At 37.9% G+C, this 22,819-nt stretch carries 24 protein-coding genes; 1 reads left to right on the forward strand and 23 read right to left on the reverse strand.

Annotation, left to right across the window (positions count from 1 at the left end):
- Window positions 1-57: 57 nt before the first annotated feature.
- The 19 genes from JNUCC76_RS07920 to JNUCC76_RS08010 form a co-directional block, all read right to left on the reverse strand.
- Complete coding sequence (locus JNUCC76_RS07920) at window positions 58-1,839, reverse strand: MFS transporter (RefSeq protein WP_454153890.1); 1,782 nt, start codon at window positions 1,837-1,839, stop codon at window positions 58-60.
- 100 nt (window positions 1,840-1,939) lie between these two features.
- Window positions 1,940-2,359 carry a 30S ribosomal protein S16 gene (gene rpsP, locus JNUCC76_RS07925; protein ID WP_454153891.1) on the reverse strand — a complete coding sequence of 140 codons (420 nt, stop codon included), beginning with the start codon at window positions 2,357-2,359 and terminating at the stop codon, window positions 1,940-1,942.
- Between the two features lie 138 nt (window positions 2,360-2,497).
- Window positions 2,498-2,698 (reverse strand): hypothetical protein, encoded by a 201-nt coding sequence (locus JNUCC76_RS07930; RefSeq protein WP_454153892.1) that lies wholly within the window; start codon window positions 2,696-2,698, stop codon window positions 2,498-2,500.
- A gap of 145 nt (window positions 2,699-2,843) precedes the next feature.
- Entirely contained in the window at window positions 2,844-5,636 is a 2,793-nt protein-coding gene (ileS, locus tag JNUCC76_RS07935; RefSeq protein ID WP_454153893.1) for an isoleucine--tRNA ligase, read from the reverse strand.
- A 307-nt stretch (window positions 5,637-5,943) separates the two neighbouring features.
- Window positions 5,944-6,606 carry a DivIVA domain-containing protein gene (locus JNUCC76_RS07940; RefSeq protein WP_454153894.1) on the reverse strand — a complete coding sequence of 221 codons (663 nt, stop codon included), beginning with the start codon at window positions 6,604-6,606 and terminating at the stop codon, window positions 5,944-5,946.
- A 60-nt stretch (window positions 6,607-6,666) separates the two neighbouring features.
- The gene (locus JNUCC76_RS07945; RefSeq protein ID WP_454153895.1) at window positions 6,667-7,464 is read right to left on the reverse strand and encodes a YlmH family RNA-binding protein; all 798 of its coding nucleotides are present in this window, start codon (window positions 7,462-7,464) and stop codon (window positions 6,667-6,669) included.
- Window positions 7,461-7,724 (reverse strand): YggT family protein, encoded by a 264-nt coding sequence (locus tag JNUCC76_RS07950; RefSeq protein ID WP_072613964.1) that lies wholly within the window; start codon window positions 7,722-7,724, stop codon window positions 7,461-7,463. Before JNUCC76_RS07950 ends, JNUCC76_RS07945 begins: the two co-directional genes overlap by 4 nt.
- A 5-nt stretch (window positions 7,725-7,729) precedes the next feature.
- On the reverse strand, window positions 7,730-8,179 hold the full coding sequence (locus JNUCC76_RS07955) for a cell division protein SepF (protein ID WP_454153896.1): 450 nt from the start codon (window positions 8,177-8,179) through the stop codon (window positions 7,730-7,732).
- Between the two features lie 9 nt (window positions 8,180-8,188).
- Complete coding sequence (gene ftsZ, locus JNUCC76_RS07960; RefSeq protein ID WP_454153897.1) at window positions 8,189-9,490, reverse strand: cell division protein FtsZ; 1,302 nt, start codon at window positions 9,488-9,490, stop codon at window positions 8,189-8,191.
- 23 nt (window positions 9,491-9,513) lie between these two features.
- On the reverse strand, window positions 9,514-10,845 hold the full coding sequence (gene ftsA, locus JNUCC76_RS07965) for a cell division protein FtsA (RefSeq protein ID WP_454153898.1): 1,332 nt from the start codon (window positions 10,843-10,845) through the stop codon (window positions 9,514-9,516).
- Window positions 10,846-10,936: 91 nt separating this feature from the next.
- Complete coding sequence (locus tag JNUCC76_RS07970; RefSeq protein ID WP_454153899.1) at window positions 10,937-11,641, reverse strand: cell division protein FtsQ/DivIB; 705 nt, start codon at window positions 11,639-11,641, stop codon at window positions 10,937-10,939.
- Window positions 11,641-12,732 (reverse strand): undecaprenyldiphospho-muramoylpentapeptide beta-N-acetylglucosaminyltransferase, encoded by a 1,092-nt coding sequence (gene murG, locus JNUCC76_RS07975; RefSeq protein ID WP_211636671.1) that lies wholly within the window; start codon window positions 12,730-12,732, stop codon window positions 11,641-11,643. Before murG ends, JNUCC76_RS07970 begins: the two co-directional genes overlap by 1 nt.
- 10 nt (window positions 12,733-12,742) lie before the next feature.
- Window positions 12,743-14,092, reverse strand: a complete 1,350-nt coding sequence (gene murD / locus JNUCC76_RS07980; RefSeq protein ID WP_454153900.1) for a UDP-N-acetylmuramoyl-L-alanine--D-glutamate ligase — start codon at window positions 14,090-14,092, stop codon at window positions 12,743-12,745.
- A gap of 43 nt (window positions 14,093-14,135) precedes the next feature.
- Window positions 14,136-15,098: a phospho-N-acetylmuramoyl-pentapeptide-transferase gene (gene mraY, locus JNUCC76_RS07985; RefSeq protein WP_454153901.1), complete on the reverse strand. Its 963-nt coding sequence runs from the start codon at window positions 15,096-15,098 to the stop codon at window positions 14,136-14,138.
- 9 nt (window positions 15,099-15,107) lie between these two features.
- Window positions 15,108-17,246, reverse strand: a complete 2,139-nt coding sequence (locus JNUCC76_RS07990) for a penicillin-binding protein (protein ID WP_454153902.1) — start codon at window positions 17,244-17,246, stop codon at window positions 15,108-15,110.
- A 2-nt stretch (window positions 17,247-17,248) separates the two neighbouring features.
- Window positions 17,249-17,617 (reverse strand): cell division protein FtsL, encoded by a 369-nt coding sequence (gene ftsL, locus JNUCC76_RS07995; RefSeq protein ID WP_454153903.1) that lies wholly within the window; start codon window positions 17,615-17,617, stop codon window positions 17,249-17,251.
- Window positions 17,618-17,675: 58 nt separating this feature from the next.
- The gene (rsmH, locus tag JNUCC76_RS08000) at window positions 17,676-18,614 is read right to left on the reverse strand and encodes a 16S rRNA (cytosine(1402)-N(4))-methyltransferase RsmH (protein WP_454153904.1); all 939 of its coding nucleotides are present in this window, start codon (window positions 18,612-18,614) and stop codon (window positions 17,676-17,678) included.
- A 37-nt stretch (window positions 18,615-18,651) separates the two neighbouring features.
- Window positions 18,652-19,083, reverse strand: coding sequence for a division/cell wall cluster transcriptional repressor MraZ (mraZ, locus tag JNUCC76_RS08005; protein ID WP_002815203.1), 432 nt, complete (start codon window positions 19,081-19,083; stop codon window positions 18,652-18,654).
- A 151-nt stretch (window positions 19,084-19,234) separates the two neighbouring features.
- Window positions 19,235-19,576 carry a DUF3397 family protein gene (locus JNUCC76_RS08010; protein ID WP_454153905.1) on the reverse strand — a complete coding sequence of 114 codons (342 nt, stop codon included), beginning with the start codon at window positions 19,574-19,576 and terminating at the stop codon, window positions 19,235-19,237.
- Window positions 19,577-19,676: 100 nt separating this feature from the next.
- Here JNUCC76_RS08010 and JNUCC76_RS08015 point away from each other — a divergent pair, with 100 nt between their 5' ends.
- On the forward strand, window positions 19,677-19,883 hold the full coding sequence (locus JNUCC76_RS08015; protein WP_454153906.1) for a DUF4044 domain-containing protein: 207 nt from the start codon (window positions 19,677-19,679) through the stop codon (window positions 19,881-19,883).
- Between the two features lie 46 nt (window positions 19,884-19,929).
- On the opposite strand, the gene JNUCC76_RS08020 is transcribed toward JNUCC76_RS08015, so the two are convergent.
- From JNUCC76_RS08020 to trxA, 4 genes are all read right to left on the reverse strand, one after another.
- Window positions 19,930-21,636 (reverse strand): DAK2 domain-containing protein, encoded by a 1,707-nt coding sequence (locus tag JNUCC76_RS08020; protein WP_454153907.1) that lies wholly within the window; start codon window positions 21,634-21,636, stop codon window positions 19,930-19,932.
- A gap of 8 nt (window positions 21,637-21,644) precedes the next feature.
- Window positions 21,645-22,004: an Asp23/Gls24 family envelope stress response protein gene (locus JNUCC76_RS08025; RefSeq protein WP_454153908.1), complete on the reverse strand. Its 360-nt coding sequence runs from the start codon at window positions 22,002-22,004 to the stop codon at window positions 21,645-21,647.
- A gap of 208 nt (window positions 22,005-22,212) precedes the next feature.
- Entirely contained in the window at window positions 22,213-22,413 is a 201-nt protein-coding gene (rpmB, locus tag JNUCC76_RS08030; RefSeq protein WP_002815208.1) for a 50S ribosomal protein L28, read from the reverse strand.
- 90 nt (window positions 22,414-22,503) lie between these two features.
- On the reverse strand, window positions 22,504-22,818 hold the full coding sequence (gene trxA / locus JNUCC76_RS08035; protein ID WP_454153909.1) for a thioredoxin: 315 nt from the start codon (window positions 22,816-22,818) through the stop codon (window positions 22,504-22,506).
- Window position 22,819: the final 1 nt, after the last annotated feature.

A 22,819-nucleotide genomic window follows, 5' to 3' on the forward strand; every position in this document is an offset into this window, starting at 1 on the left:
TTTTAACAGAAAAAGCGCACGATTGTTCGTACGCTTTTTGTAAATTTTAGTTCTTATTTATTTCAATTCTTCAATTAAAATTTTTTCAATTGTAGCAATTTTCGCACCATCTAACATATTAGCCTTAAAACTTACTTGATCACCTTCTTTTAAGAAAACAACCTTCGGTGCATTATTGGCATCAATTTTAAAGACAGCCGTCTGTCCTTCAACCATAAAATTAACAATTGTATTCTTTCCGTCGTTAACTAATGCGACACGTGTTACTCGGCCACTGATACTTTTATCATATTTTTTATTAGTTGAATGATTATTCGTGCTATTTGAAGCCAAATCATTTCGATAATCATCAAGTGCTTCTTGCGCTGTATCACCATCAACAACAATGTCATTATCAACAGCATTAATATAAACATATTTTTTAAAAATACCTTTGCTATCTAATAATGATATAACCCAAGTTGGTGTGCCATCAATATTATATAATATTGGCATTTGAGCAATCCACTTCTTTTCTGGATAAATTTTGTCAGCAATACTAATTGCTCCATCTGAATCCATCAATCCAGTATGCTTGTCTCGATAATAAGTAAGCTCACCAGTCCTTGCATTAATTAATGAATAACCAAGAGCAGAATCTTGATTATTGTTACCGGATGTGAAATCAGTAAAATACAACAAATTTCCTTTTGAATCAATTAACGGTGTAATTTGACCAGCAGCATAAACACCATTATCTGTTGGAACCTTTACGTCGCGCTTTGCACCAAGTGAGGTTTGGTTCCACCAACCTTTTTGATAACGTCCATAAAATTCATTCATTTTGTTAGCCGCAGAACTCGTAATAGGCGCATCAATAAATTGCGGTGCTTTATTGGCTGCATAAATTTTTACTTCACCAGTTTGTGCATTCAACACTGCAGTTTTAAATTCGTTGAACTTCATACGTCCAGAAACACCATATTCTCGATATAGTGTCTGAATATAGTATGGTGTACCATTCTCACCAATTTCTAAATTCATGCTTCCCATGCTTGCATAAGTTGGTGCTGCTGCATAAATTTTACGTGCCGCATCATTATTTAAATATGCTGACGGACTATATTTTAATTTCTCTTTAACAAATTTTGGTTGTGCATTAACATCTGTTGCACTAATAATAAAATATCCAGGAACAGATTTATTTTTTAGCCATTTAAAAAATCCATTAAACTCTACTGTGGCCACATAAACATACTTACCATTAACTACTTGAGCAGTAATACCGTCCAATTCATACATGTTTGAATTAGGAATGACACTAAATTTTTGTTGCATCTTCCTTTTGGCAGTATCAGGTGCCAACGCAATTGGCATATCCTTAGCGGACGTCAACAACTCTGAAGACTCTTTGGTTTTAGCCGGTATTGAACTATAAACATTGTTAATACTGGTTAGTTTTGTGACAAAAGACACGGCCCCTACTGCTATCCACAATACGAGTGGTGCTACTGCAACAAAAATATAGCGACGAAAGAAATAAGTTTTTGTACGATCACTCACATTCTTGGCGTAATTTTGGCTTCCCCAATCACGAATTTTATCAAAAGAAGCTAGTCCAGCATAGCCGATTAAGTTAATAATTGCTGCAACAAATGCAAATAAAATATTGACATTGATCAGTGTTGTCATATTCTTTGGCGGCAACTGAATATACAGCACAACATAAGCCAAAATAAATTCAATCAAGGTGCTCAAGACGAACCATTTTACTCTGCGATTCAACGCCACCGCAATGATATTAACAAGCAATGTTCCAATCAAAAATACCAGTGTAACATTTACAAAACTTAGTAACATATTAATTCTCCCTTATTAATAATGTTATTATCGACACACGATATTCGATAAATAAAAACAGTCGCTTCCAACTATAGAAGCGACTGTTTCATCAGTTATATTAAACAAGTGCTAATAAATCAGCTTTCTTAGCAGATGAAGTATATGTAGTGCCTTGGGCATCCAAATATGCTTTGATTTCTGCAACAGTATTCTTATCTGTAGGCTTCTTAGCTGAAGCTTCCTTAGTTGTTGCTTTCTTAGCTGGCTTCTTGCCTGACTTTGAATCGTTGTACTTTGCCAAAATGCCAGCATTGCTCAACAAGTTACGAACTGTGTCAGATGGTTGTGCACCATTACCCAACCATGACAAAATCTTTTCTTCATCCAACTTGATTTCTGCTGGTTGTGAGATTGGGTTATATGTACCAACTGTTTCGATAAAACGGCCATCACGTGGTGAACGTGAATCAGCAATAACGACACGGTAGAATGGACGCTTCTTTGCACCCATGCGCTTCAAACGAATTTTAACTGCCATTGTGGTAGTCCTCCAAATTTCTTTTGTGCTTTTTACACTTTTAATTTACTATATAATTATGCCATATACCAATATATATGTCAAGTAGAATACCTTGACATATATATTAAAAATCAGAAGAGCATTGTTCCAGAGTTATTATTCATCGTTGCTATGACGCGCTGAATTAATTTCTTCACTCAAAATAATTAAATTATCTAGTGCTCGACGTGCCAACATTGAATCATGCTTACGATTTGCTGGGTTCGTAATGCCACCAAGTGTGTGTGGTGTGTTTAAATCATTAATAATTTTTACTAATTCATCTTGCCAAATTTTAAGTTGATTATTTTCGCCCATAAGCCCTACTCCTATAAACACTTTACCCATTATTTTATCAAAATTACAACTAAATAACAAACCAATTACTAAAGACTCACCTTCACTAAACACTCAATTGCCAAACAAAAAACATTACACATAATAAAAGTGTAATGTTTTTAATTTACTCCAAGCCTTCTGTTACAGCTTCTGGATAAAACTCACGTATGATTTCAGCTTCATGTTTTGATAATTCTGGGAAAGCTGGATCAGCACCTAAGTCCTCATGGAACATACGATCTCGTGGAGAAACACCGCCTGTTGCGTGAGCAACCGCCAATCGCCAACCATCATAATCTTTAGCATCCCCAGCATCTTGAACATCTTGAACATGCAATTGAGATACCATTAGAAGCAAACGAGCATCGGCATGCAATTCTGCTAACCAGTTTTGTTGCTCAGCCGTCAAATACATTGTCAAAGCTGCTTCAGCATTTTTACCAATCAAATCTGCTTCACGCGCTTCTTCTAATATTTTGTTAACTGCATCGCGTAACTTCATAAATACTGCCCAATGCTCAAACAATGCTGCCGTGTCACCCAAATCTTCTACTTCAGGCATCTCTGTTAAGTAAGCAAATTCAGCTGTTTCATGTGGCAAATACTCCCACACTTCTTCAGCAGTATGTGGTAATACCGGCAATAGCAATCGTGCAAGATCAGTTAACGTTTTATAAAATACGGTTTGCATAGAGCGTCGGGCATGACTTGTAGGGGCTTCAACATAGACGACGTCTTTAGCAATATCTAAATAAAAGGCTGATAAGTCAACGTTGACAAAATTAATAACACGCTTAAAAATATCGTTTAATTGATACTTATCATAGTCTTTACGAATATCTGCAACAAACTCATTTTCTAAAGCGTAAAAATATTGATCATGTGCAGACAAGTCGCTGTATGCAATTGCATCTTTTGTTGGATCAAAATCAGCTGTATTAGCCATCAAGAAACGCAATGTGTTACGCAACTTACGATAATTTTCTGAAACTTGCTTCAGAATTTCATTTGACACAGGCATGTCCTGCGATGTATCAACAGAAATTGTCCACAAACGTAAAATTTCAACACCTAGTTTATCAGCCACTTCGATTGGAGAAATTGTATTTCCAAGTGACTTTGACATTTTATTGCCCTTACCGTCAAGAGTGAAACCTTGTGACAAAATTGCTTTGTAAGGTGCAATTCCGTTGACAGCAACTGAGGTGATTAATGAAGAATTAAACCACCCACGATATTGATCAGATCCTTCCAGATACATATCAGCTGGATAGTCTAATTGTGGCCGTGTATTCAATACGCCATTCCATGAAGACCCAGAATCAAACCACACATCCATGATGTCTTCTTCCTTGGTAAATTCACCGTTTGGAGAATGTTCATTAGTATAGCCTTCGGGCAACAAATCCTTAGCTTCATGTTCAAACCAATAATTTGAACCATGTTCTGCAAATAAATCAGCAACATGTCCAATTACTTCTTCATCAAGAATAGCAGTCCCATCCTCTGCATAGAATATCGGTAATGGTACACCCCAAACACGTTGACGTGAGATGACCCAATCGCCACGATCACGAATCATATTATGCAAACGTACCTTACCCCACTCTGGGAAGTAAGCAACTTTATCTAATTCTGATAAAATTTCACTACGGAATTTTTCAACAGATGCAAACCATTGTGGCACAGCTCGCCAAATGATAGGCTTTTTTGTACGCCAGTCAAATGGATATGAATGCGTGATTTTCTCTTTTGCCAAGAACAAGCGTGCATCGGTTAACTTATTAATCACTGTACCAACAACATCATCGTAAAACTTGCCTTCAAAGTCAGGACCAGCATTCGCAGTCATGAATCCCTTGGCATCAACAGTGACGTCAGCAGGCAAACCATATTTTTTACCCACATTATAATCATCTTCACCAAAGCCAGGAGCTGTATGGACCAATCCAGTTCCAGAATCTAGGGTAACGTGATCAGCATTCATAACTAGTTCTTCTTGCTCACTATCCCATGGATGATATGCAGTAATCTTATCAAGTTCTTGTCCTTTGTAAGTAACCACAGTTTCCCATGATTCCCAACCAAACTTAGGCGCTACTGTTTCAAGTAAGTCAGTAGCTACAACGAATTTACGGTCTTCCCCAGCTGGTTTCACCACCGAATATTCAAAATCAGGACCTAAGGTTATTCCACGAGAAGCCGTCACTGTAAAGGGTGTCGTTGTCCAAACTACAAAGTACGTATCCTCATCCAAGAGACCATGACCATCTTTAACTTTGTTTGCATAAAACAAAGATGTTGAATCAATATCATGATATTCAATTTCAGCTTCAGCTAATGCAGATTCAGATGACCATGACCAGTAAACAGGCTTAGCACCCTTAAAAATATAACCTTTAGAAACCATGGTACCAAAAACTCGAATTTGCGCTGCTTCAAACTCAGGCTGTAAAGTTATGTATGGATTATCCCAATCACCTAACACACCAAGTCGCTTAAAATCAGCACGTTGTGTATCAACCTGCTTCAGAGCAAAATCTTTAGCCAAATTACGCCACTCATGCTTTGGCATACTTTTGCGATCATGCCCCAGCTTTGTCAATTGTTGCTCAATTGGTAGACCATGTGTATCCCATCCTGGAACATATGGTGCATAGAAACCTGCCATATTTTTATAGCGAACAATAATATCCTTAGTAATCTTATTCAGAGCATGACCAATGTGAATATTCCCGTTCGCATATGGTGGCCCATCGTGCAAATTGAAATGTGGTTTCAATTGATTTTGGGACAATCTTTTTTGGTATAAACCCTGTGCATACCATTTTGCTTGACGCTCGGGTTCAGTTTTAGGTAGCGAACCACGCATTGGAAATCCTGTTTTCCCAAGATTTAATGTATCTTTATATTTCATTAATAAATTCTCCTTTTTATCATTTTTTAGCCATTTTAAGCAAATTAATTAAACCATAATAAATATAAAAAGTCCCTATGCTCGAAAGCATAGGGACGCAATAGCGTGGTACCACCCAACGTTTAGCAGCATAAAAAACTGCCCTCAACTGGGTTTTAACGATCCTCACCGGCTTAGCTTACTAAATCTTGATATTCAGCTAAACAAAATAGTAACTGATCTGGTCAACATCAGGGACGATCATCTCTAACCACCATGACTCGCTGCACGTATGAATGCCAACCTTGCTGTGTTACGCTTTTTATAATTATTTATCGTCTTCGTTTTGTTCCGATCCTGGAAACACTACCACGGGGCCTTGCTCCTCGCTTGACTCTGTATCGTCCTGTTCTTCATCAGGTTCAGGAACAGTTACTGGCTCAGCCTTAGCAATTTCGCCAATACGATGAGCAGTTACTTGCCCCATTGGTAAACGATGAACTGCTTCTGCTAACTCATCGCTTTCTAATAGTTTACGCTGAGATTCCAATAATTGCAAGAATGAATTTTTAAAATCTTCAACTTCAGTACGTAATTGATTTTGCTCGTTCGTTAAATCAGCATTTTCTTGGGCCAAACGAACTGCATCAGCGTCTGCTTTCGCGCGAGCATCATTAATAATTTTTGTCGCTGATTCCTGTGCATGAGTCAACTGCTTTTTGACCTCAACATCAGCATCTTGCTTCAAACGATCTGCAGCTTCTTGGGCAACAAAAATTGATTGATTAACTTGCTCACGCTTAGATTCAAGTTCATTAACTTTTGCTTGAGCCTCTTCATTTTGACGCTTTAGTTCATCACGCTCAGCAATAAGTGCCTCATAGTCTCCGTTGATTTGGTCTAAAAACGCATCAACGTCCGTAGCAACATAGGCTTTGCTTCCTTTTTTAGTAAATTCATGATTCAAAATTTCATCAGGTGTTAATGCCATAATTTTTCTCCTTTAATATGTTTTGTGCGTTCACAACTACAGTTATTTCATACTTGCTCACTATCTCCGGATAATATTGACAATAGATTTAATCTTGCCTTTTTTACTTAGTCCGTCAAGCAATTTAATCTGAAGTCGACCATGCTTTCTGACTGAAATAACATCGTCAATCGCTAATTCTACATCTGGTTTAGCTATTTCGCTCCAATTCACGTGCACTTGATTCTCTTCAATTAGCTTTTTAGCAGCAGAACGTGATAGGTCAAATCCAGCTGAAATTACTGTATCAAGTCGTAAAGAAGATAACAACAAGAAATTTTCTTCCCAATCATTTATATGGGATAGTACGTTATTAAGATCACATTCTATTAGAGACACTTGTACATGACCAATTTTGGTAACCATCTGTTGAATGTAACGTTGCATTTTTGAATCAATGATGATTTGCCATCGACTGTGTATCTGATCATATAAAATATCACCGATAACATTTCTACTAATTCCACTATACATCATTGATCCTAAAATAGTTGAGTGATGCAGATCATTAAATTTAGTAGGATACTTTATTTCTATCAGTGATATCTCAAATTTCAAATCATCTTGAGGATATTCCTTGGGTATAAGAATAGCACGTTGGCTCTCCGCACCTTGAACACCACCATTAAAGTAAACAGCTAAATCATCAGCATGGTTTACTAAAACATTTAAAATGTACTGTTCCCGTGGATTGAGAAATTGCGTTAAAATACTACGATATTCATTTCTAGATTTTTGAATCCAATCATCAACTTGCCTTACAAATGGTTGTTCATTTAAACGAAAATGTTGACTAATTGTTGATAGATTGTTTGTCATAGAAACAAATTAACCAAGTGTAATAAACCACTACGAGCAAAGTTCAAAGCAATTATGGCGACAATTGGTGAAAAATCAATCATTGCTATAGGCGGAATAAAGCGAAACATACCTAAGTAAGGTTCTACAATTTTTCCAAGGAACCGCCCTAAGCCAGATTCACGTGCGCCAGGAAGCCAAGACATTAAGATATAAACGACAATGGCATATTCATAATATTGAATGAGGTTAAAAATCCATCTAATAATTTCTATTATCATGTGTACTAGTACCGACTGTTTGGTTCAAGGTTATCCGTCAATGTGCCAGAAATCTCAAATGTATTCGGCGTTACCAAAAAAATTGATTGTCCGATGCGCTCAATTTCCCCATTAACAGCGTATATCGTACCGCCTAGGAAATCTAAAATGCGCTTGGCTTGAGCTTCATCAATTTGAGTAAAATTAACGATTGCAGCCTCACCGCCAAGTATCTGTGATGCAATTGAACGAGAGTCCGAATATACTTTAGGCTCAAATAGAGCAATTTTACTGTTAGCGCTGTTCATTCCTGCAGGAGTTTGTGACTGGGTAGTTTGTCTAACAAATCGTGGTTGTGAAGAAGTTTGTTGTGTTGCCTGCTGCTCTTGCTGCTGACTTTGTTCATACCTATCTTCTTCGTAATAGTCATCTTCTTCATTGCTGAAAAGACGCTTAATTGTTTCACCTAATGCCATAAGTTCTCCTTAACGCTTCTTGAAAAATGGTGGTTGATCATTATCATCATCATTTGACAAATCAACAGATGCACTTGAAGTTGGCGTATTAAACACATCAAAAGATTGCTTTTGAACATCGTCAAAACGTTTTTCCTCAGAGAATACATCTTTTGTATCATTCGTAATGTTCCAGTCTGCAAATGGATCATTTTGTGCCATTGTAGGCTTAGGCGCAGCACTTGAAGGTGCTGGCTTTTCAAATACAGAATTGTTTATTGGCGCTTCATTTGTTGTGCTACTTGTATTAACGTTAGAACCAAAAACATTTGCAGCTGAGGCAGCAGTATTTTCAGTCATTTTAGGTTTTTCAGTCACATTTTGTAATCCAGTAGCAATCACTGTAACTCGAATTGAATCTTCCAAGTTTTCATCAATTGAAGTACCGAAAATAACATTAACATCGTGACCAGCTTCTTGGCTAATCACTTCTGAGGCTGTTTGCGCCTCAAACAATGACATGTCCAAACCACCTGTGATGTTTAACAAAACATCTTCAGCTCCTGCCATGTCAACTTCCAACAATGGAGAAGAAATCGCTTGCTTAGTTGCATCAGCTGCACGCGTTTCACCACTGGCTTGTCCAACACCCATCAAAGCAGGTCCGGCATCTTGCATAACTGTTTTAACGTCAGCAAAATCCAAGTTAATAAAGCCTGGGTTTGTAATTAATTCTGAAATACCACGAACACCTTGTGCCACGACTTCATCAACTACCTTAAAAGCTTCTGACAATGGCGTGCGCAAATCAATACGATCTTTCAAGCGTTCGTTTGTAATAACAATCAAAGAATCGACAGATTCTGAGAGTGCTTGAAGACCTTCCGCAGCGTAACGACCACGCTTTGGACCTTCCCACTTAAATGGACGAGTAACCACAGCAACGGTTAGAGCTCCTTGCTCCTTGGCAATACGTGCTACAACTGGAGCAGCACCATTACCAGTTCCGCCACCCATTCCAGCTGTAATAACTACCATATCAGCCCCTGTCATGGCAGAAGCAATCGCCTCTGATGATTCTTCAGCGGCCTTAGTTCCTCTTTCAGGATTAGAACCGGCACCTAATCCGCCGGTCAATTTAGGACCAATTTGAATTTTTGTGTCTGCTTTTGATTTGTCTAGTGCTTGTACATCAGTGTTGGCAACGATAAATTCGACACCGCTAACACCTTCTTCTATCATATGATTAACAGCATTGGAACCACCGCCTCCAACACCGATAACCTTAATGATTGCGCCTGCTTGTTGCGCGTCATCAATTGAAAAATCCATGAGTCGTCTCCTTAAATGTTCGATTATTCTTCATTAAATAAATTGCTGAGTTTTTGGCGCATTTTACCAAACCAGCCTTGTTGCGGATCATTTACAATTTCACCATCATATTGAAAACTTTCTACAGGTTGTTGCACAACTTCATCCCCATACTCTTCTGGTAACATGGAAGTTTGTTGTTCAACTGCATGACGTTGCATAATGGTTTGCTTAATCACCTGTTGTGTCATACTTTCACGAGAAGCAAACATCGCATAGGATAGCGAACGTGAATAGGCCGGATGCCGCAAACCAATTTGATCTGGTACAAACAAGCGGACATTATCACCCAAAACTCGCTTTGCAAAGTCTACCATTTTCGGTAAGGCAGCGTTGCCACCAGTTAGAACAAAACCACCTGGCAGATTCAACGCACCAATTTGCTTTAATTGCTCAAATAGTCTCGTATACATCTGTTCCAAACGTGCAGCGATAATCTCTGAAAGATACTGTTCGTCAAATTGCTTAGTAAATTCTTCGCCGATAACCTCTACTGGAAATTCGTTAGATGACACAGTCTGCAAAGGATCTGCATATCCATAGTCTCGCTTAATTTTCTCAGCGTTAATATATGATGTTCCTAAAACAGTTGATATATCTTTAGTTACATTGTCTCCACCTTCTATATCGACAAAGGTGAATTTGAGCTTTCGATCATGGATAACTGAAGTACTAGTTTGCCCGCCACCAAGATCTATAAGAACCGTTCCAAAATCTTGCTGCCCATCATTTAAAATGATGGATCCCATGGCTAATGGTGCCAATACAAATTCTCGTAAAGTTAATCCAGCTTTTTGAATAGCCATCCGTGTGTTATCTAAAACTTTTTCCGGCCCAACATAAGCAATTCCATGCATCTCTAACCGAACACCAATCATTTCATGTGGATCTTTGATCCCATCAAAACCATCAACTACAAATTCCTCAGCAACCAATTCTATTACATCATGATCAGCTGGCAATCCACGTGACAATGCCTGTGTTGCAACATTTTGTACATCTTGATATGTAATTCTTTTATTCTGATTAGCAATCGACACTAAACCGTCGACATTAATAATTTTAATTTGATTAGCTGGAACACCAGCTACGACTTCACTGATTTGAATATTTGCTTTTTCTTGTGCTTGGTCAATCGCTTCACGAATTGCACTTGCAGTCGCGTCAATATCAACAATGACACCACGTCTCAAGCCCCGAGATGGGGCATTTCCTGCACCAATTACATTGAACTGATTACCAGTCATTTGTGTAATGACAACCTTGATTGAAGTAGTTCCGATGTCTAATCCAACCGTCACGCCTGAATTATTCATGCGTCGTGCCCCTTTATAAATTATTTTTTTAAAATATACCTAGTACTAATGGTACCATACAAATGAGGTGTTTTACCACTCATTTGCCGTTCTATTTAGAACCATATCCGTAGGAATATGCACCATATTGTAAATCAATTATTCCCTTGGTTTGCATTTGAGCTGCAATGCCAGGATAATAAACCATTTTTTCCCCAAATGTCTTCAGCGTAGCCAAAACTGTATTTCCATCCGTCATAATGATCTTCAAACGATTATTGTTGTCCTTGGTTGGTGAATATATGATTTGACTTATGTTTTGCCTTAATGATAATTCAAAACGTGAGAAAGTTTTAGCCGTCTTGGTAAGTTGCGCATTATTTTTGAAGTTACTGTATATTGGTGCATTTCCGTTAGGCTTATCAACTTTTTTTGATTTCCCTTGACGGTTAAGTGAATACCATTGACCATTCTTTTTCACAAAACCTGCACTAATATTTTCAACAACTTTGATTGAAACAACATTACTGTTCAAATTAATATCAGCAGAATAAACTTTGTTGTCTTTTTTTATTAATTGGTGTGCGATGAAAGCCGTCTGTCCAAAAACGCGCCAGCGTGGTGTTTTATCGTTAATGCCGACATATTTTTGGACTTGTTGTTTGGTTAACATATTCGAATCAATGTTAACTGAACCAATCGTACGCCATGGTTGTAAACTCAAAATTAAACCGACAATTAAAACAACAAAAGCCGCCAAACTAATCCAAAGTTGTAACGGTCGTCGCTTCATAAATTGTGATTTAATTTTCTCCATTATTCACCAATTGCATCCAATATTAACGCGTATAAACGATCTCCAGCATCTCTGATGCCAACATTTTTAGCTTGTTCTGTCATTGTTTTACTAACAGAATCATTTAATAACAACGAATCCGCTGCTAGCAATAATGCTTTCCCTGACAATGCTGGTTCAGTAATCATCAATGCTGCGCCTGCATCAACTAGGCTTTGTGCATTTTTTGTTTGATGATCACCAGTAACATAGGGGCTTGGCACTAGAATCGATGGAATTCCCAGTGCCGTGATTTCGGCAATAGACGTTGCACCAGCTCGAGATACAATAGCCGATGTTTTTGCTAATACCTCTGGCATGTTTTCAATGTAAGGTAAAATTCGAACATTATCTGCTGGCTGTGTAGTCAGCCTATCCAAAACATTTTCATATCGCTTTGGCCCAGTCACAATAACGACTTGATAATTTCTTTTATTAAACTCTTGCATAGCATCAATTACAGCTAAATTGATTGGCGGAGCCCCTTGAGAGCCTCCAAATATCAACAATGATGGCTTTTCATCACTCAATCCAATTTGTTGCCATGAAAAATTAGACTTAATAGATGCCACCTGTTGAGCACGAGGGTTTCCTACAACAAATACTTTATCTTTAGGAAATTGTGACAGCGCAACATCAAAAGCAACACCTATCTTAGTTGCGCCACGTGACAAAAACTTATTTGTAACGCCTGCCACTGAATTTTGCTCATGTATAACAGTTGGAATGTGCAGCCTTTGGGCAGCATAGACAACAGCGCCACTGACATATCCGCCTGTTCCAACTACAACATCAGGATTAAAATCCTTAATAATTTTTTTAGCCTCTTTAACCGCTTTTAAGAATAATGATACTGTCTTGATATTTTCTAATGAAAAAGATCTTTTAAAGCCTTGAACAGTTAATTTTTCAAAAGGCATGCCTGTGGCCGGCACAATGTTTGATTCCACACCACGTTCTGAACCAACATACAGAAATTCTGTATCCGGCTCATGTTTACGAATAACTTCAGCTAGTGCCAATGCTGGGTAAATGTGACCACCAGTACCACCACCCGATAGTATTATTTTCATTTTAGTCCTCTCATGAATTCAATGTTTCTTTCAGTGATGCAACAAATTTATCACCGCGCTCTTCAAAACTACTATATTGATCCCAACTTGCCTGTGCCGGAGAAAGCAACACTACATCTCCTGGTGAGGCTAATTGAACTGCTACTGGCGCAGCATGCTCAACATCAGTCACAGCAATCACTGGTTTTCCAGCCTCACGAGCAAGTGTTACAATTTTTTGTTGCGTTTCTCCAACAGCAATAACTGCCTTCACATTTTTTAAATTTGGTAACAAGCGTTCCAAATTATCACCACGCTCTAAACCGCCTCCAATCCATATCGTTGGACAATCAAAACTATCCAAAGCGGTTTGAGTGGCTTCAATATCTGTTGCTTTAGAATCGTTATAGTATTTAACATCATCAGCTGTGAACAGATATTGCAGACGATATGCTACACCACTAAAAGTTTTTAAAACCTCTCGAATAGCTGGTTTAGACACACCGGCTAAATTAGCTACTGTTACAGCAGCTAAAATATTTTCCTGGTTATGTGGTCCTACTAACTTAATATCTTTAGTAGGCATCACAATTTCATCTCTCATTATTAAATTATCATCCGAAAATGCAACTGGAAAATGCTGTTTGGTTCTAGAAAATTCCAAAACCTGAGCCTCAGTTTCATTTTTAAACTTTTCTGTGTCTTGCCCTTCAGCATTTAAAATCAAGTATTGGTTAGCATTTTGATTACGCGTAATGCGGAATTTAGCAGCAACATAGTTTGCGCGCGTTTTATGGTAATCTAAATGATTTGAAAAAATATTAGTAACCAACGCGATGTCTGGTTGAATATCTGGTAGTCCTAATAATTGGAAGCTAGATAATTCCAATAATAAAGTGTCTTCTTGAGTCAAATCAAAAACCACTTCACTAACTGGAACACCGATATTTCCCGCAGTTATTACATTTTGGCCGTCAGCCTTCAACATATCACGAATTAATGATGTAGTTGTTGTTTTTCCGTTCGAGCCAGTTACTGCTATCAAGCGACCCTTGAAAGTGCTCAAGGCAACCTCAACTTCTGTCAATATAGGAATATTAAGTTTTTCAGCTTTTTGCACTAAAGGATGGTCATAATTAATACCAGGATTTTTAATCAGGTAATCATATGTGCTATCAAGTGTTTCAGAATTGTCCGTGCCAATCAATGCTACATCAGCAGCTAACAAGGCTCGATAAGTGGCATCTTGCGCATCAAATTCATCGCCATTGACCACTGTAACCCTACTACCTAATTTTGTTAATAGTTGTGCTGCCGCTTTTCCTGAGCGTGCCCAACCAAATACCATTACTTTTTTGTTTTTAAAATCTGTTGCTTGCATAACTAACCTGATTTCTATTATATGTACGCGGCCAATGTCCGCTTTAACTCATATACAAAATGCCAATAATTCCTATGATTGCAGTTACAATCCAGAACAAAGCATCAATTTGCCATTCATTCCAGCCAAACTTCTCAAATGAGTGATGTATTGGCGCCATGGGGAAAATTCTTTTTTTCCAGAAATGATAGCCAATTGTTTGAATAACTACTGATAGGGTCTCGATAACAAAAATCAACCCAAACCATAAAAGTGAAAAAGGAATACCTAGTACAATTGATTCGATTGCCAGCCCAGCGCCCAAAGCTAAAGAGCCAGTATCGCCCATAAAAATTTTTGCTTTTGGTTTGTTAAATATCAAAAAGCCAACTAACGCACCGATAATTGAGGCGTTGAAAATCACAATTATATGGTTATGAACTCCTAAAGCAATCCACGTATAGACAAAATAAACAATCAGGCTTGTACCTGCAAGTAGCCCGTCTAATCCATCTGTTAGGTTGGTCGCATTGGACCATCCAACTAACCAGAACCATAGAAAAATGAAGTAGAAGATTCCTAAGTTAAAATAACCAATAAACGGTATATTTAATACGAGTGGTATGTGCATGATCCACATAATAATTATGATGACAACCGCACATAAGGTTTGCGCCAGAAGTTTTGGTATGAAGCGGAAACCATCATCCGCATGATGAATCATTTTCAACGCATCATCAATGCCACCAATGATTGCATAAGCAACTACAGCCAAGATGGGTATAAGTACCATTATAAATCCAATTTCACCCGCATAGGCAACACTACCAATCAGCGCACTTAGCGATGCAGCTGCGATAAACAATGCCCCACCCATACTTGGTGTCCCTGCTTTAGATTGATGGTCAGGCCCTAGTTTACGAATTACGGCCTGTTCTTTAGATTGTTTTAAAAATTTGATCACCGCAGGCATGAATATTACAGTAACAATAAACGCACGGGTGAATGCCCAAAAATACTCTGTCATTTTCTCCCATTACTCCTTCTCTTTTAAAGCAATTGACACAACACTACTTTTTACAATAAGTTGGTTTTCAGCTATACTTTGGCCCGAAATAAATCCAGAGCCCTTCCACGTTAGTTTGAAGCCTATTTTATTAGCAAATGTTTGCGCATCAACTAAACTCCAACCAATCATATTTGGCATATATGTGTTTCCTTTTGCAGTCAAAATTACTAATTGGTTTGTCAATGACTTTTGATTAGCTAGCAATGACTGATTGGTAATTTTACCTTTTGATCCCACAACTGCAACTCTAAATCCAGCCTTTGTCATTGTAGCTTTTGCACTTGAAATAGATTGACCAACTACATTAGGTACTGTTTGTTTAGTTGTCTTTGATTTTACCGCACTATCACTATCATTTAAAGCTTGTAGCATTAAAGGCTTAAATAGTTTACTCATTGTTGGTTGAATATCACCGTCAGGTAATTCTGAGGGTTGCTTGACAGCCATGTAGAATATATATTTAGGATTTTTTTCTGGCGCGAGAACCATCACTGAATGGATAGCATCTTTATAAGTCTGCGAATATTGACCGTTCTCACTGATTTGAGCTGTACCTGTTTTAGCAGCAATCTGATAGCCATAATCACTAAGATCAAATTCTTTAGCAGTTCCATCCGACTTATTAACGACATCTATCATATATTTTCTGACTTGCTTTGCCGTACTAGCTTTGATAGGATGTCCGACTGTTTTTGTTTTACCTTGCTTAACTATTTCTCCAGTAGATGAATTAACAATTTTATCAATAAAATACGGTCTAATTTCTTTACCATTATTGGCAATTGCTGAGTAAGCTTGTATCATTTGTAAGGGTGTAACACGAATTGCTTGACCAAACGCTGTATTTGCTTGATCAATCGCATATGAAAAAGAAAATGATCCTGCTTCTTCGCCATTTAACCCTGATTGGGTGGACTGTAAAAACTTAAATTTTTCTAAATAATTTTTCCATGTTTTTGAACCAATTTTTTGTTCTGTTTTTGCGAATGCGACGTTTGATGAACGCCAAAAGCCTTCTCTATATGTCATTTGGCCTTGATCATTACCAAAAGAATCTGTTACTTCCTTCCCGTCAATTAAATAAGTTCCTGACTGGAAGGTTGCGTTAGGCTGCCACTTACCAGTATCAATAGCAGCAGCTAATGTTATGCCTTTCATGGTAGATCCTGGCTCAAAGGCACCTTGATCTAACAAATTGGACCAAACTGTTGGAGTATCTGATTTATCATTAGGATTAAAATTAGGCCGTTGCGTTGCTGCGACAATACGACCTGTTTTAGCTTCCATTAATACAGCAACCGCTGATGTTGGTTTAGTGGCTTTCACAAATGTGTCCATTCGTGTTTCCAACGTTGTTTGTAACGAAGAATCTAACGTTAGATAAACGTCATCTCCATTTTTAACACTTTTACTACTATCAGTTTTTTGTCCCTGGTAACTCTTGATACCGTTTTTACCTGATAGCAATTTATTTTCTGATGCTTCAATGCCCATTATGCCAGATATAGTTGACTGACCACTACTACTTTCAACCATGTTCACATTTCCAATTAAATGAGAAGCCATCTGATCATTAGGATATGTTCGAGCCTGATGGGAAGTAAATGAGATACCTGAAAGCTTCATTTTCTCAATTTTATTATGTTGCGCAATTGTCAAGTTTTTACCCGCAGTACCAAATTCAACTTGAAATTGTTTACTGGACAAGCGTTTATAGATTTCTTTTTCTTTTAGATTGATTACTTTGCTTAGCTCGCGAGCGACTTTAGCTTTGTCCGTTACATATAATGGCTTACCGTCAGTGCCTTTTTGATTTTTATTCAATATTGCGTACATATTATAGACTGTGGTGTTTTCTGCCAACACCTGCCCGTCCGAATCAAATATTTTGCCACGAGAGGCAATAATATTTTGTTTTCCCATAAAGGCTTCACGTGTGGCTTTTGTAAGGTTATGACCATCTACCGATTTATTACCCGCGATAATAAAAAGACGTACACCAAGTCCTAAAATCACGATGGTCGTTGCGACAAGCAGCAGAACGCCAAAGGTTTTGGCATTTTTCGTGATTTTTTTTTGTGGTATCCGTCTCACTTTATTTTTCATAATTATTGATTAATATTGCGTACACTGTTATCAGACAGTGTCATGCCATATTTTTTTGCAACCTTATCTAGATTTTTTTTACTCATGGCTGTTTGCACCTGTGTACGTAAATCGTCATTATTTTGCTTAGTTTCATCAATTTTAGTTTGAACTGTGTTTACACTAGCTGTTGTCTTGGTCGTTTGCATGCTTGTATAAACAACACCAATCATCAATGCTAAAACAACAGTAGCAACAATAGCCACCATTATTCGCTCTTTTTTTGTCCAAGCGGCTGCTTTATATTTAGTACGACTATGAGTACGCGGCTGAGATACTGTTAAAGGTGCTTGCTGTGCTAAAGGTGTATATTGATATGCATTTTGTGCCATGTAATATTCTCCAATTTATTTATCATTGCTGATCTTATGTAAGACCACAGCATCTAGTCTATTTTCTTCTTATGCCACGTAATTTCGCCGACTCTGCACGGTGATTGACAGCCATCTCTTCTGTGCTAGGTAAAATTGGTTTACGCGTTAATAACTCATAATCAGCTTCAAACTGCCCCGGTAACACCGGCAAACCAGCAGGTAATTCTGGTGCAGAAGATTTTTCACGAAACATTTGTTTTACTAAGCGATCTTCTAATGACTGAAAAGTAATCACACTAATTTTGCCGTCAGTTGCTAACAACTCGAGTGCTTGAGTTAATGAATCTTCTAAGGCACCTAATTCGTCATTGACAGCAATACGAAATGCTTGGAATGAGCGTTTTGCAGGATGTCCACCTTTTCGGCGAGCAGGTGCTGGAATTGCTTCTTTAATGATGTCTACCAATTCAAAAGTCGTATTAATTGGTGCGTTTTCACGATGCTGCTCAATCTTTCGCGCAATTTGCTTAGGAAAGCGATCTTCCCCATAACGGCTCAAAACACGCATCAATTCATTAAACGGCCATTCATTAACAATTGTTTTAGCTGTTAATGCTTGGCGCTGATCCATGCGCATATCAAGTTCAGCATCATATTTATAACTGAACCCTCGTTGACCATCATCAAATTGCACAGAACTAACACCCAAATCGTAAACAATACCATCAACTGCTGTCACACCATAATTCGCTAATGCGGAGGTTAATGTCCGAAAATTTTTATGGATTATAACTAATTTACCAGCAGCGATTTCATCTGCGTATTGTTCAGCGTTATATTGGATTGCTGTATCATCTTGATCAAAACTATAAAGTGTACCGGTTGTGAGTTGCTTTAAGATCTCTCCAGTGTGCCCACCGCCACCCAATGTAGCATCGACATAAGTTCCTTCTGGTTTAATATCTAATAGAGCAATAGCCTCATGTAAGAGTACTGTTACATGTTCAAATGGCATAGCAGCCCTCTTTCTTAAAACTGTATTATTAATTCGTTCAAAGGTCGAAGTCTACCAAACCTTCAGCAATGTTATCAAAATCATCCGCAGTTTCAGCCGTATATGCTGACCAATTCTCTGCACTCCATATTTCAAATGAATCACCAACACCGGTAACTACAACACTTTTTTCTAGTGACGCGTATTCTCTTAAATTATTAGGAACAACAATTCGTCCCTGCTTATCAAACTCAGCTTCTAATGCACCAGCCATAACAAAACGTCTAAAAGCACGTGCATCTTTCTTGCCTAATGGTAATTGATTTAACTGCTCCTGCAATTTTTCCCAAACTGCCATCGGCATGGCGCGAAGTGATTTCTCCATCCATTTTGTAATAATGAATTGATCACCGAGTTGATTACGAAATTTTGCCGGAATAATTAAGCGACTCTTTGTATCAAGCGTATGTGAATATTCACCCATGAACATAGAGCCACCTCCATTAAAATTTCTATACTATTAATTTACCACATTTCCCCACTTCACTCCACCCAAATTGTCGTTTTGTCACAAACTAGTAAATTTTCAGCACACAAAAAGCGTAGTTATCAAGAATAACTACGCTTCAAAAATGTGGGGTTTAGTGGAGGAATAACCCAATAATTGTTATCAAAATGACCATTATTGCGGCCAATAACCCACTCCATTGCCAGTATCTTCGCCAAAATGTTTGCCATCGCCAGTTATTTTGCAGTAAAAACCAAGCTAAAAACATACCTACAACCAACCATATGAGTAAAAACCAAGCAACAAAGCTAATACCAAATAGATACCCCATTGTTTGATGCAATACAATCCAGTTAGGAATTGTAATAATGTCTAACGTTTTGATGGATGCTTGTTTTAAAGCTGTCCATTCCTTAAATATAATGACAACTGTCCAAAAAATAAAACCACCGAGTGGCCAAATCCACCATTGCATTTTAATTACCTCGTATTTAACTTTAACGAATTCGCGTAGAAATTTCAATTATTTTAGAAGATATGTTAGACTAGAAAGTAATATATTAGAGGTGATATCAATGACTGACGAACAAAACCATCGACCGGTTAACACAAAATTACAAACCGAAATAGAATCAAAGTTAAACCAGCACAAGGTGCCAAAAATTGATAAAAAGCCACGGACACGTCTCGAAAAAATGACGTTAGTTATGTCATGGTTTATGGTTATCTTAATGGCTGGATCTGTAATATACGCAGCCATTAGCGCATTAGGCTGGCTATAAGAAAAAAGACGTAAATTCAGTGTAGAACTGAATTTACGTCTTTTTGTTATTCAACTGATATGAAGAATGGGTACAATGGTTGTCCACCATCGTGAACTTCGACTTCTAGACCGTCATCTAATCCTTCCACAAATGCTTTTAACTTTTGTGCAACTTTAGCTTTTGTTCCCTCACCAAAAATGATTGTCACAATTTCAGAATCGTCATCAATCATTTTTTGAATAGCTTCTTGCGCAGCTGATTCAACATTATGAGCTACGACTTCAATGTCACCATCGATAATGCCCATCCAATCACCATGATGAATTTCATGGCCATTGAATTTGGTTTCGCGAACTGCCTGTGTGATTTGCGCCGACTTTACATCAACCATCATTTCAGACATTTCTGCAGCATTTTGTTCTAAATCAGCATCAGGATTATAGCCCATCATAGCTGTTAAACCTTGCTGAATTGTACGTGTTTTAACAACTTCTACTGGTATTTTTGCTAATGTAACTGCCTGCTCTGCTGCCATGAAAATATTACTATTGTTCGGTAAAATAATAGCCCTTTTTGCGCCACTATCCTCAATAACTTTAACAATATCAGCAGTTGACGGATTCATTGTCTGTCCACCAGAAATCACAGTATGAACACCCAAACTTTTGAAGAGTTCCGCAATGCCATCACCAGCGGCAATGGCAATTACTGCTGTGTCAGATACTGGGACTTGCATTGCAGCTATTTTTTCCACACGTGCTTCTTCTGCACGTTGTGCATCAATAACCGTTTGCTGTTGATCACGCATATTGTCAACTTTAACTTTAACTAGTGAACCAAAATGTGTTCCCCAACTAATCACCTTACCAGGATTCTCAGTATGCACGTGTACTTTAACAATTTCATCATCGTTGATAACTAATAAAGAATCGCCTAATTCTGCTAAATAATCGTAAAATTTTTGGTAATCAAAATCATGATCATATGTTGTGCCTTTACCAATCTGAACCATAATTTCAGTACAGTAACCATACTTGATATCTGCTGGATCTAAACTGCTACTAGCTTGCGCCCCCGCATGAAGTTCCTTGACCATTTGATCAAGCTCAGCATTATCAGGCGCTTTAATATCTTCTTCATTAAAATCACCACTGATCACTTGATAAAAAGCTTGCAATACGAAAACAAGTCCTTGTCCGCCAGAATCAACAACACCCACTTCTTTTAAGACTGGTAACAATTCAGGCGTTGAATCCAGAGCCACTTGTGCTGCTTCCTGAACAGCAGCCATTAATTCAACAATGTCGTCAGTTTGGTCAGCCACCTTATTTGCTTTAGCTGCCGCCTCACGAATAACCGTCAAGATTGTTCCTTCAGTAGGTTTCATCACTGACTTATATGCCACTTGTGCACCACTCATTAATGCATCAGCTAGATCCCGTGCTGTTAGTGTTTCTTTTCCAGCCATACTATTGGAAAAACCACGAAAAATTTGTGATAATATCACGCCTGAGTTACCACGTGCTCCCATCAGCAATCCCTTGGAAGTAGCTTTGGCCAAGGCACCAATTTCTGTTTCTAGTGAGTCACGCTCATACTGGGCACCACTCGCCATTGAAAGGCTCATGTTCGTTCCTGTATCGCCATCAGGAACCGGAAATACGTTTAATTTATTAATTTTATCTGCATTAGCAGCAAGTACAGCCGCTGCAGCATTAATCATCTTACCAAATTCAACATTGGTAATCTTTGTTAGTGAATTAACTGACATAATCTCTCCTAGTCACTGACGCGAACACCCTGAACAACCACGTTAACCTCAGAAACATGAATACCCAAAAATGCGTCAAGATTATACTTTACTTTACCTTGAACAGATTTTGAAATCTCGGACAATTTAGTACCGTACTGTGCAACTAAGTAGACATCAACTGCAACACCACTATCTTTTTGATGAACTACAACGCCCTTAGCATAGTTTTCTCGATTCAGAATCTGATTAACGCCATCGCGAAAAGTTGCTTTAGATGCCATCCCAACAACACCAGGATTTTCAATTGCAGACCCACCAACAATTGTAGCAATAACATCATTTTCAAGGCTAATATCGCCATTATTTGTTTTAATTATAATTGCCATAAAATTTAAGAACATTTATCGTTATATTGAGATGTCTTTTATCAACATCCTAAAGTTTAACAATAAATGCATTTCCTCCTCACAAAGAGTTTACTAAGTATATTTTACCATACATAAATTGAGTTGCATTGAGAGGTGTTCTATCTATTAATAAAAAAGACCACCCCATGGTGGTCTTACGACGTCAGCAAGCTAACGAAATACTAGCTTAAACGCGTTCGATAGAACCGTTCTTCAATCCAGCCTTCAAAGTACGTGCTGTCAAGTAAACTTTCTTTGGTGCAGCACCATTAATTTTAACCGTAACTTTTTGCAAGTTTGGCTTCCAGCTACGACGACTTGAGTTCAACGCGTGTGAACGTTGGTTACCAAAGCGTGTACGCGCACCAGTAATAGCATCTTTTGCCATGTTTAACCCTCCTTCTTCGAGCTGTTTATTTTTTAAAAGCTCTTTCTACAACAATATTAAATTTTACCAGAAATTCAACCCTTTGACAAGTTAATTTGTATATTTAGCTAAAATCTTTGCTAATTGTTCTTTATTATGGAATCCTGTTAAGCGGTCCACAACTTCTCCATCTTTTTTAATCAAAAGTGTTGGAATAGCACGAATACCAAATGCAGCAGGAGTTTCAGGGTTAGCATCCACATCCATTTTAACAAACTTTACATCGTCTACTTCATTAGATAGCACATCCAAAACAGGTGATTGCATGCGACATGGGCCACACCAAGTTGCCCAAAAATCTGTTATGCTAACGCCCGTGTTTGTTTCTTGATTAAAAGTTGCATCTTCTACTGTTTTAACTGCCATG

The organism is Leuconostoc sp. JNUCC 76, assembly GCF_053667755.1.

Coding starts and splice junctions, on each gene's coding strand:
- JNUCC76_RS07955 (WP_454153896.1), bottom strand. CDS start 8,179: ATGGCATTAGGTGAAACAATTAAGCGTCTTTTCAGCAATGAAGAAGAT.
- rpsP (WP_454153891.1), bottom strand. CDS start 2,359: ATGGCAGTTAAAATTCGTTTGAAGCGCATGGGTGCAAAGAAGCGTCCA.
- ftsZ (WP_454153897.1), bottom strand. CDS start 9,490: ATGGATTTTTCAATTGATGACGCGCAACAAGCAGGCGCAATCATTAAG.
- JNUCC76_RS08025 (WP_454153908.1), bottom strand. CDS start 22,004: ATGGCAATTATAATTAAAACAAATAATGGCGATATTAGCCTTGAAAAT.
- JNUCC76_RS07930 (WP_454153892.1), bottom strand. CDS start 2,698: ATGGGCGAAAATAATCAACTTAAAATTTGGCAAGATGAATTAGTAAAA.
- JNUCC76_RS07970 (WP_454153899.1), bottom strand. CDS start 11,641: ATGGAGAAAATTAAATCACAATTTATGAAGCGACGACCGTTACAACTT.
- ftsA (WP_454153898.1), bottom strand. CDS start 10,845: ATGAATAATTCAGGCGTGACGGTTGGATTAGACATCGGAACTACTTCA.
- trxA (WP_454153909.1), bottom strand. CDS start 22,818: ATGGCAGTTAAAACAGTAGAAGATGCAACTTTTAATCAAGAAACAAAC.
- rpmB (WP_002815208.1), bottom strand. CDS start 22,413: ATGGCAAAAGATGCTATTACTGGTGCGCGTACACGCTTTGGTAACCAA.
- JNUCC76_RS07945 (WP_454153895.1), bottom strand. CDS start 7,464: ATGACAAACAATCTATCAACAATTAGTCAACATTTTCGTTTAAATGAA.
- mraZ (WP_002815203.1), bottom strand. CDS start 19,083: ATGTTCATGGGTGAATATTCACATACGCTTGATACAAAGAGTCGCTTA.
- JNUCC76_RS07940 (WP_454153894.1), bottom strand. CDS start 6,606: ATGGCATTAACACCTGATGAAATTTTGAATCATGAATTTACTAAAAAA.
- rsmH (WP_454153904.1), bottom strand. CDS start 18,614: ATGCCATTTGAACATGTAACAGTACTCTTACATGAGGCTATTGCTCTA.
- JNUCC76_RS07920 (WP_454153890.1), bottom strand. CDS start 1,839: ATGTTACTAAGTTTTGTAAATGTTACACTGGTATTTTTGATTGGAACA.
- ileS (WP_454153893.1), bottom strand. CDS start 5,636: ATGAAATATAAAGATACATTAAATCTTGGGAAAACAGGATTTCCAATG.
- murD (WP_454153900.1), bottom strand. CDS start 14,092: ATGCAAGCAACAGATTTTAAAAACAAAAAAGTAATGGTATTTGGTTGG.
- JNUCC76_RS08020 (WP_454153907.1), bottom strand. CDS start 21,636: ATGTCAGTTAATTCACTAACAAAGATTACCAATGTTGAATTTGGTAAG.
- murG (WP_211636671.1), bottom strand. CDS start 12,732: ATGAAAATAATACTATCGGGTGGTGGTACTGGTGGTCACATTTACCCA.
- mraY (WP_454153901.1), bottom strand. CDS start 15,098: ATGACAGAGTATTTTTGGGCATTCACCCGTGCGTTTATTGTTACTGTA.
- ftsL (WP_454153903.1), bottom strand. CDS start 17,617: ATGGCACAAAATGCATATCAATATACACCTTTAGCACAGCAAGCACCT.
- JNUCC76_RS08015 (WP_454153906.1), top strand. CDS start 19,677: ATGACTGACGAACAAAACCATCGACCGGTTAACACAAAATTACAAACC.
- JNUCC76_RS07950 (WP_072613964.1), bottom strand. CDS start 7,724: ATGATAATAGAAATTATTAGATGGATTTTTAACCTCATTCAATATTAT.
- JNUCC76_RS07990 (WP_454153902.1), bottom strand. CDS start 17,246: ATGAAAAATAAAGTGAGACGGATACCACAAAAAAAAATCACGAAAAAT.
- JNUCC76_RS08010 (WP_454153905.1), bottom strand. CDS start 19,576: ATGCAATGGTGGATTTGGCCACTCGGTGGTTTTATTTTTTGGACAGTT.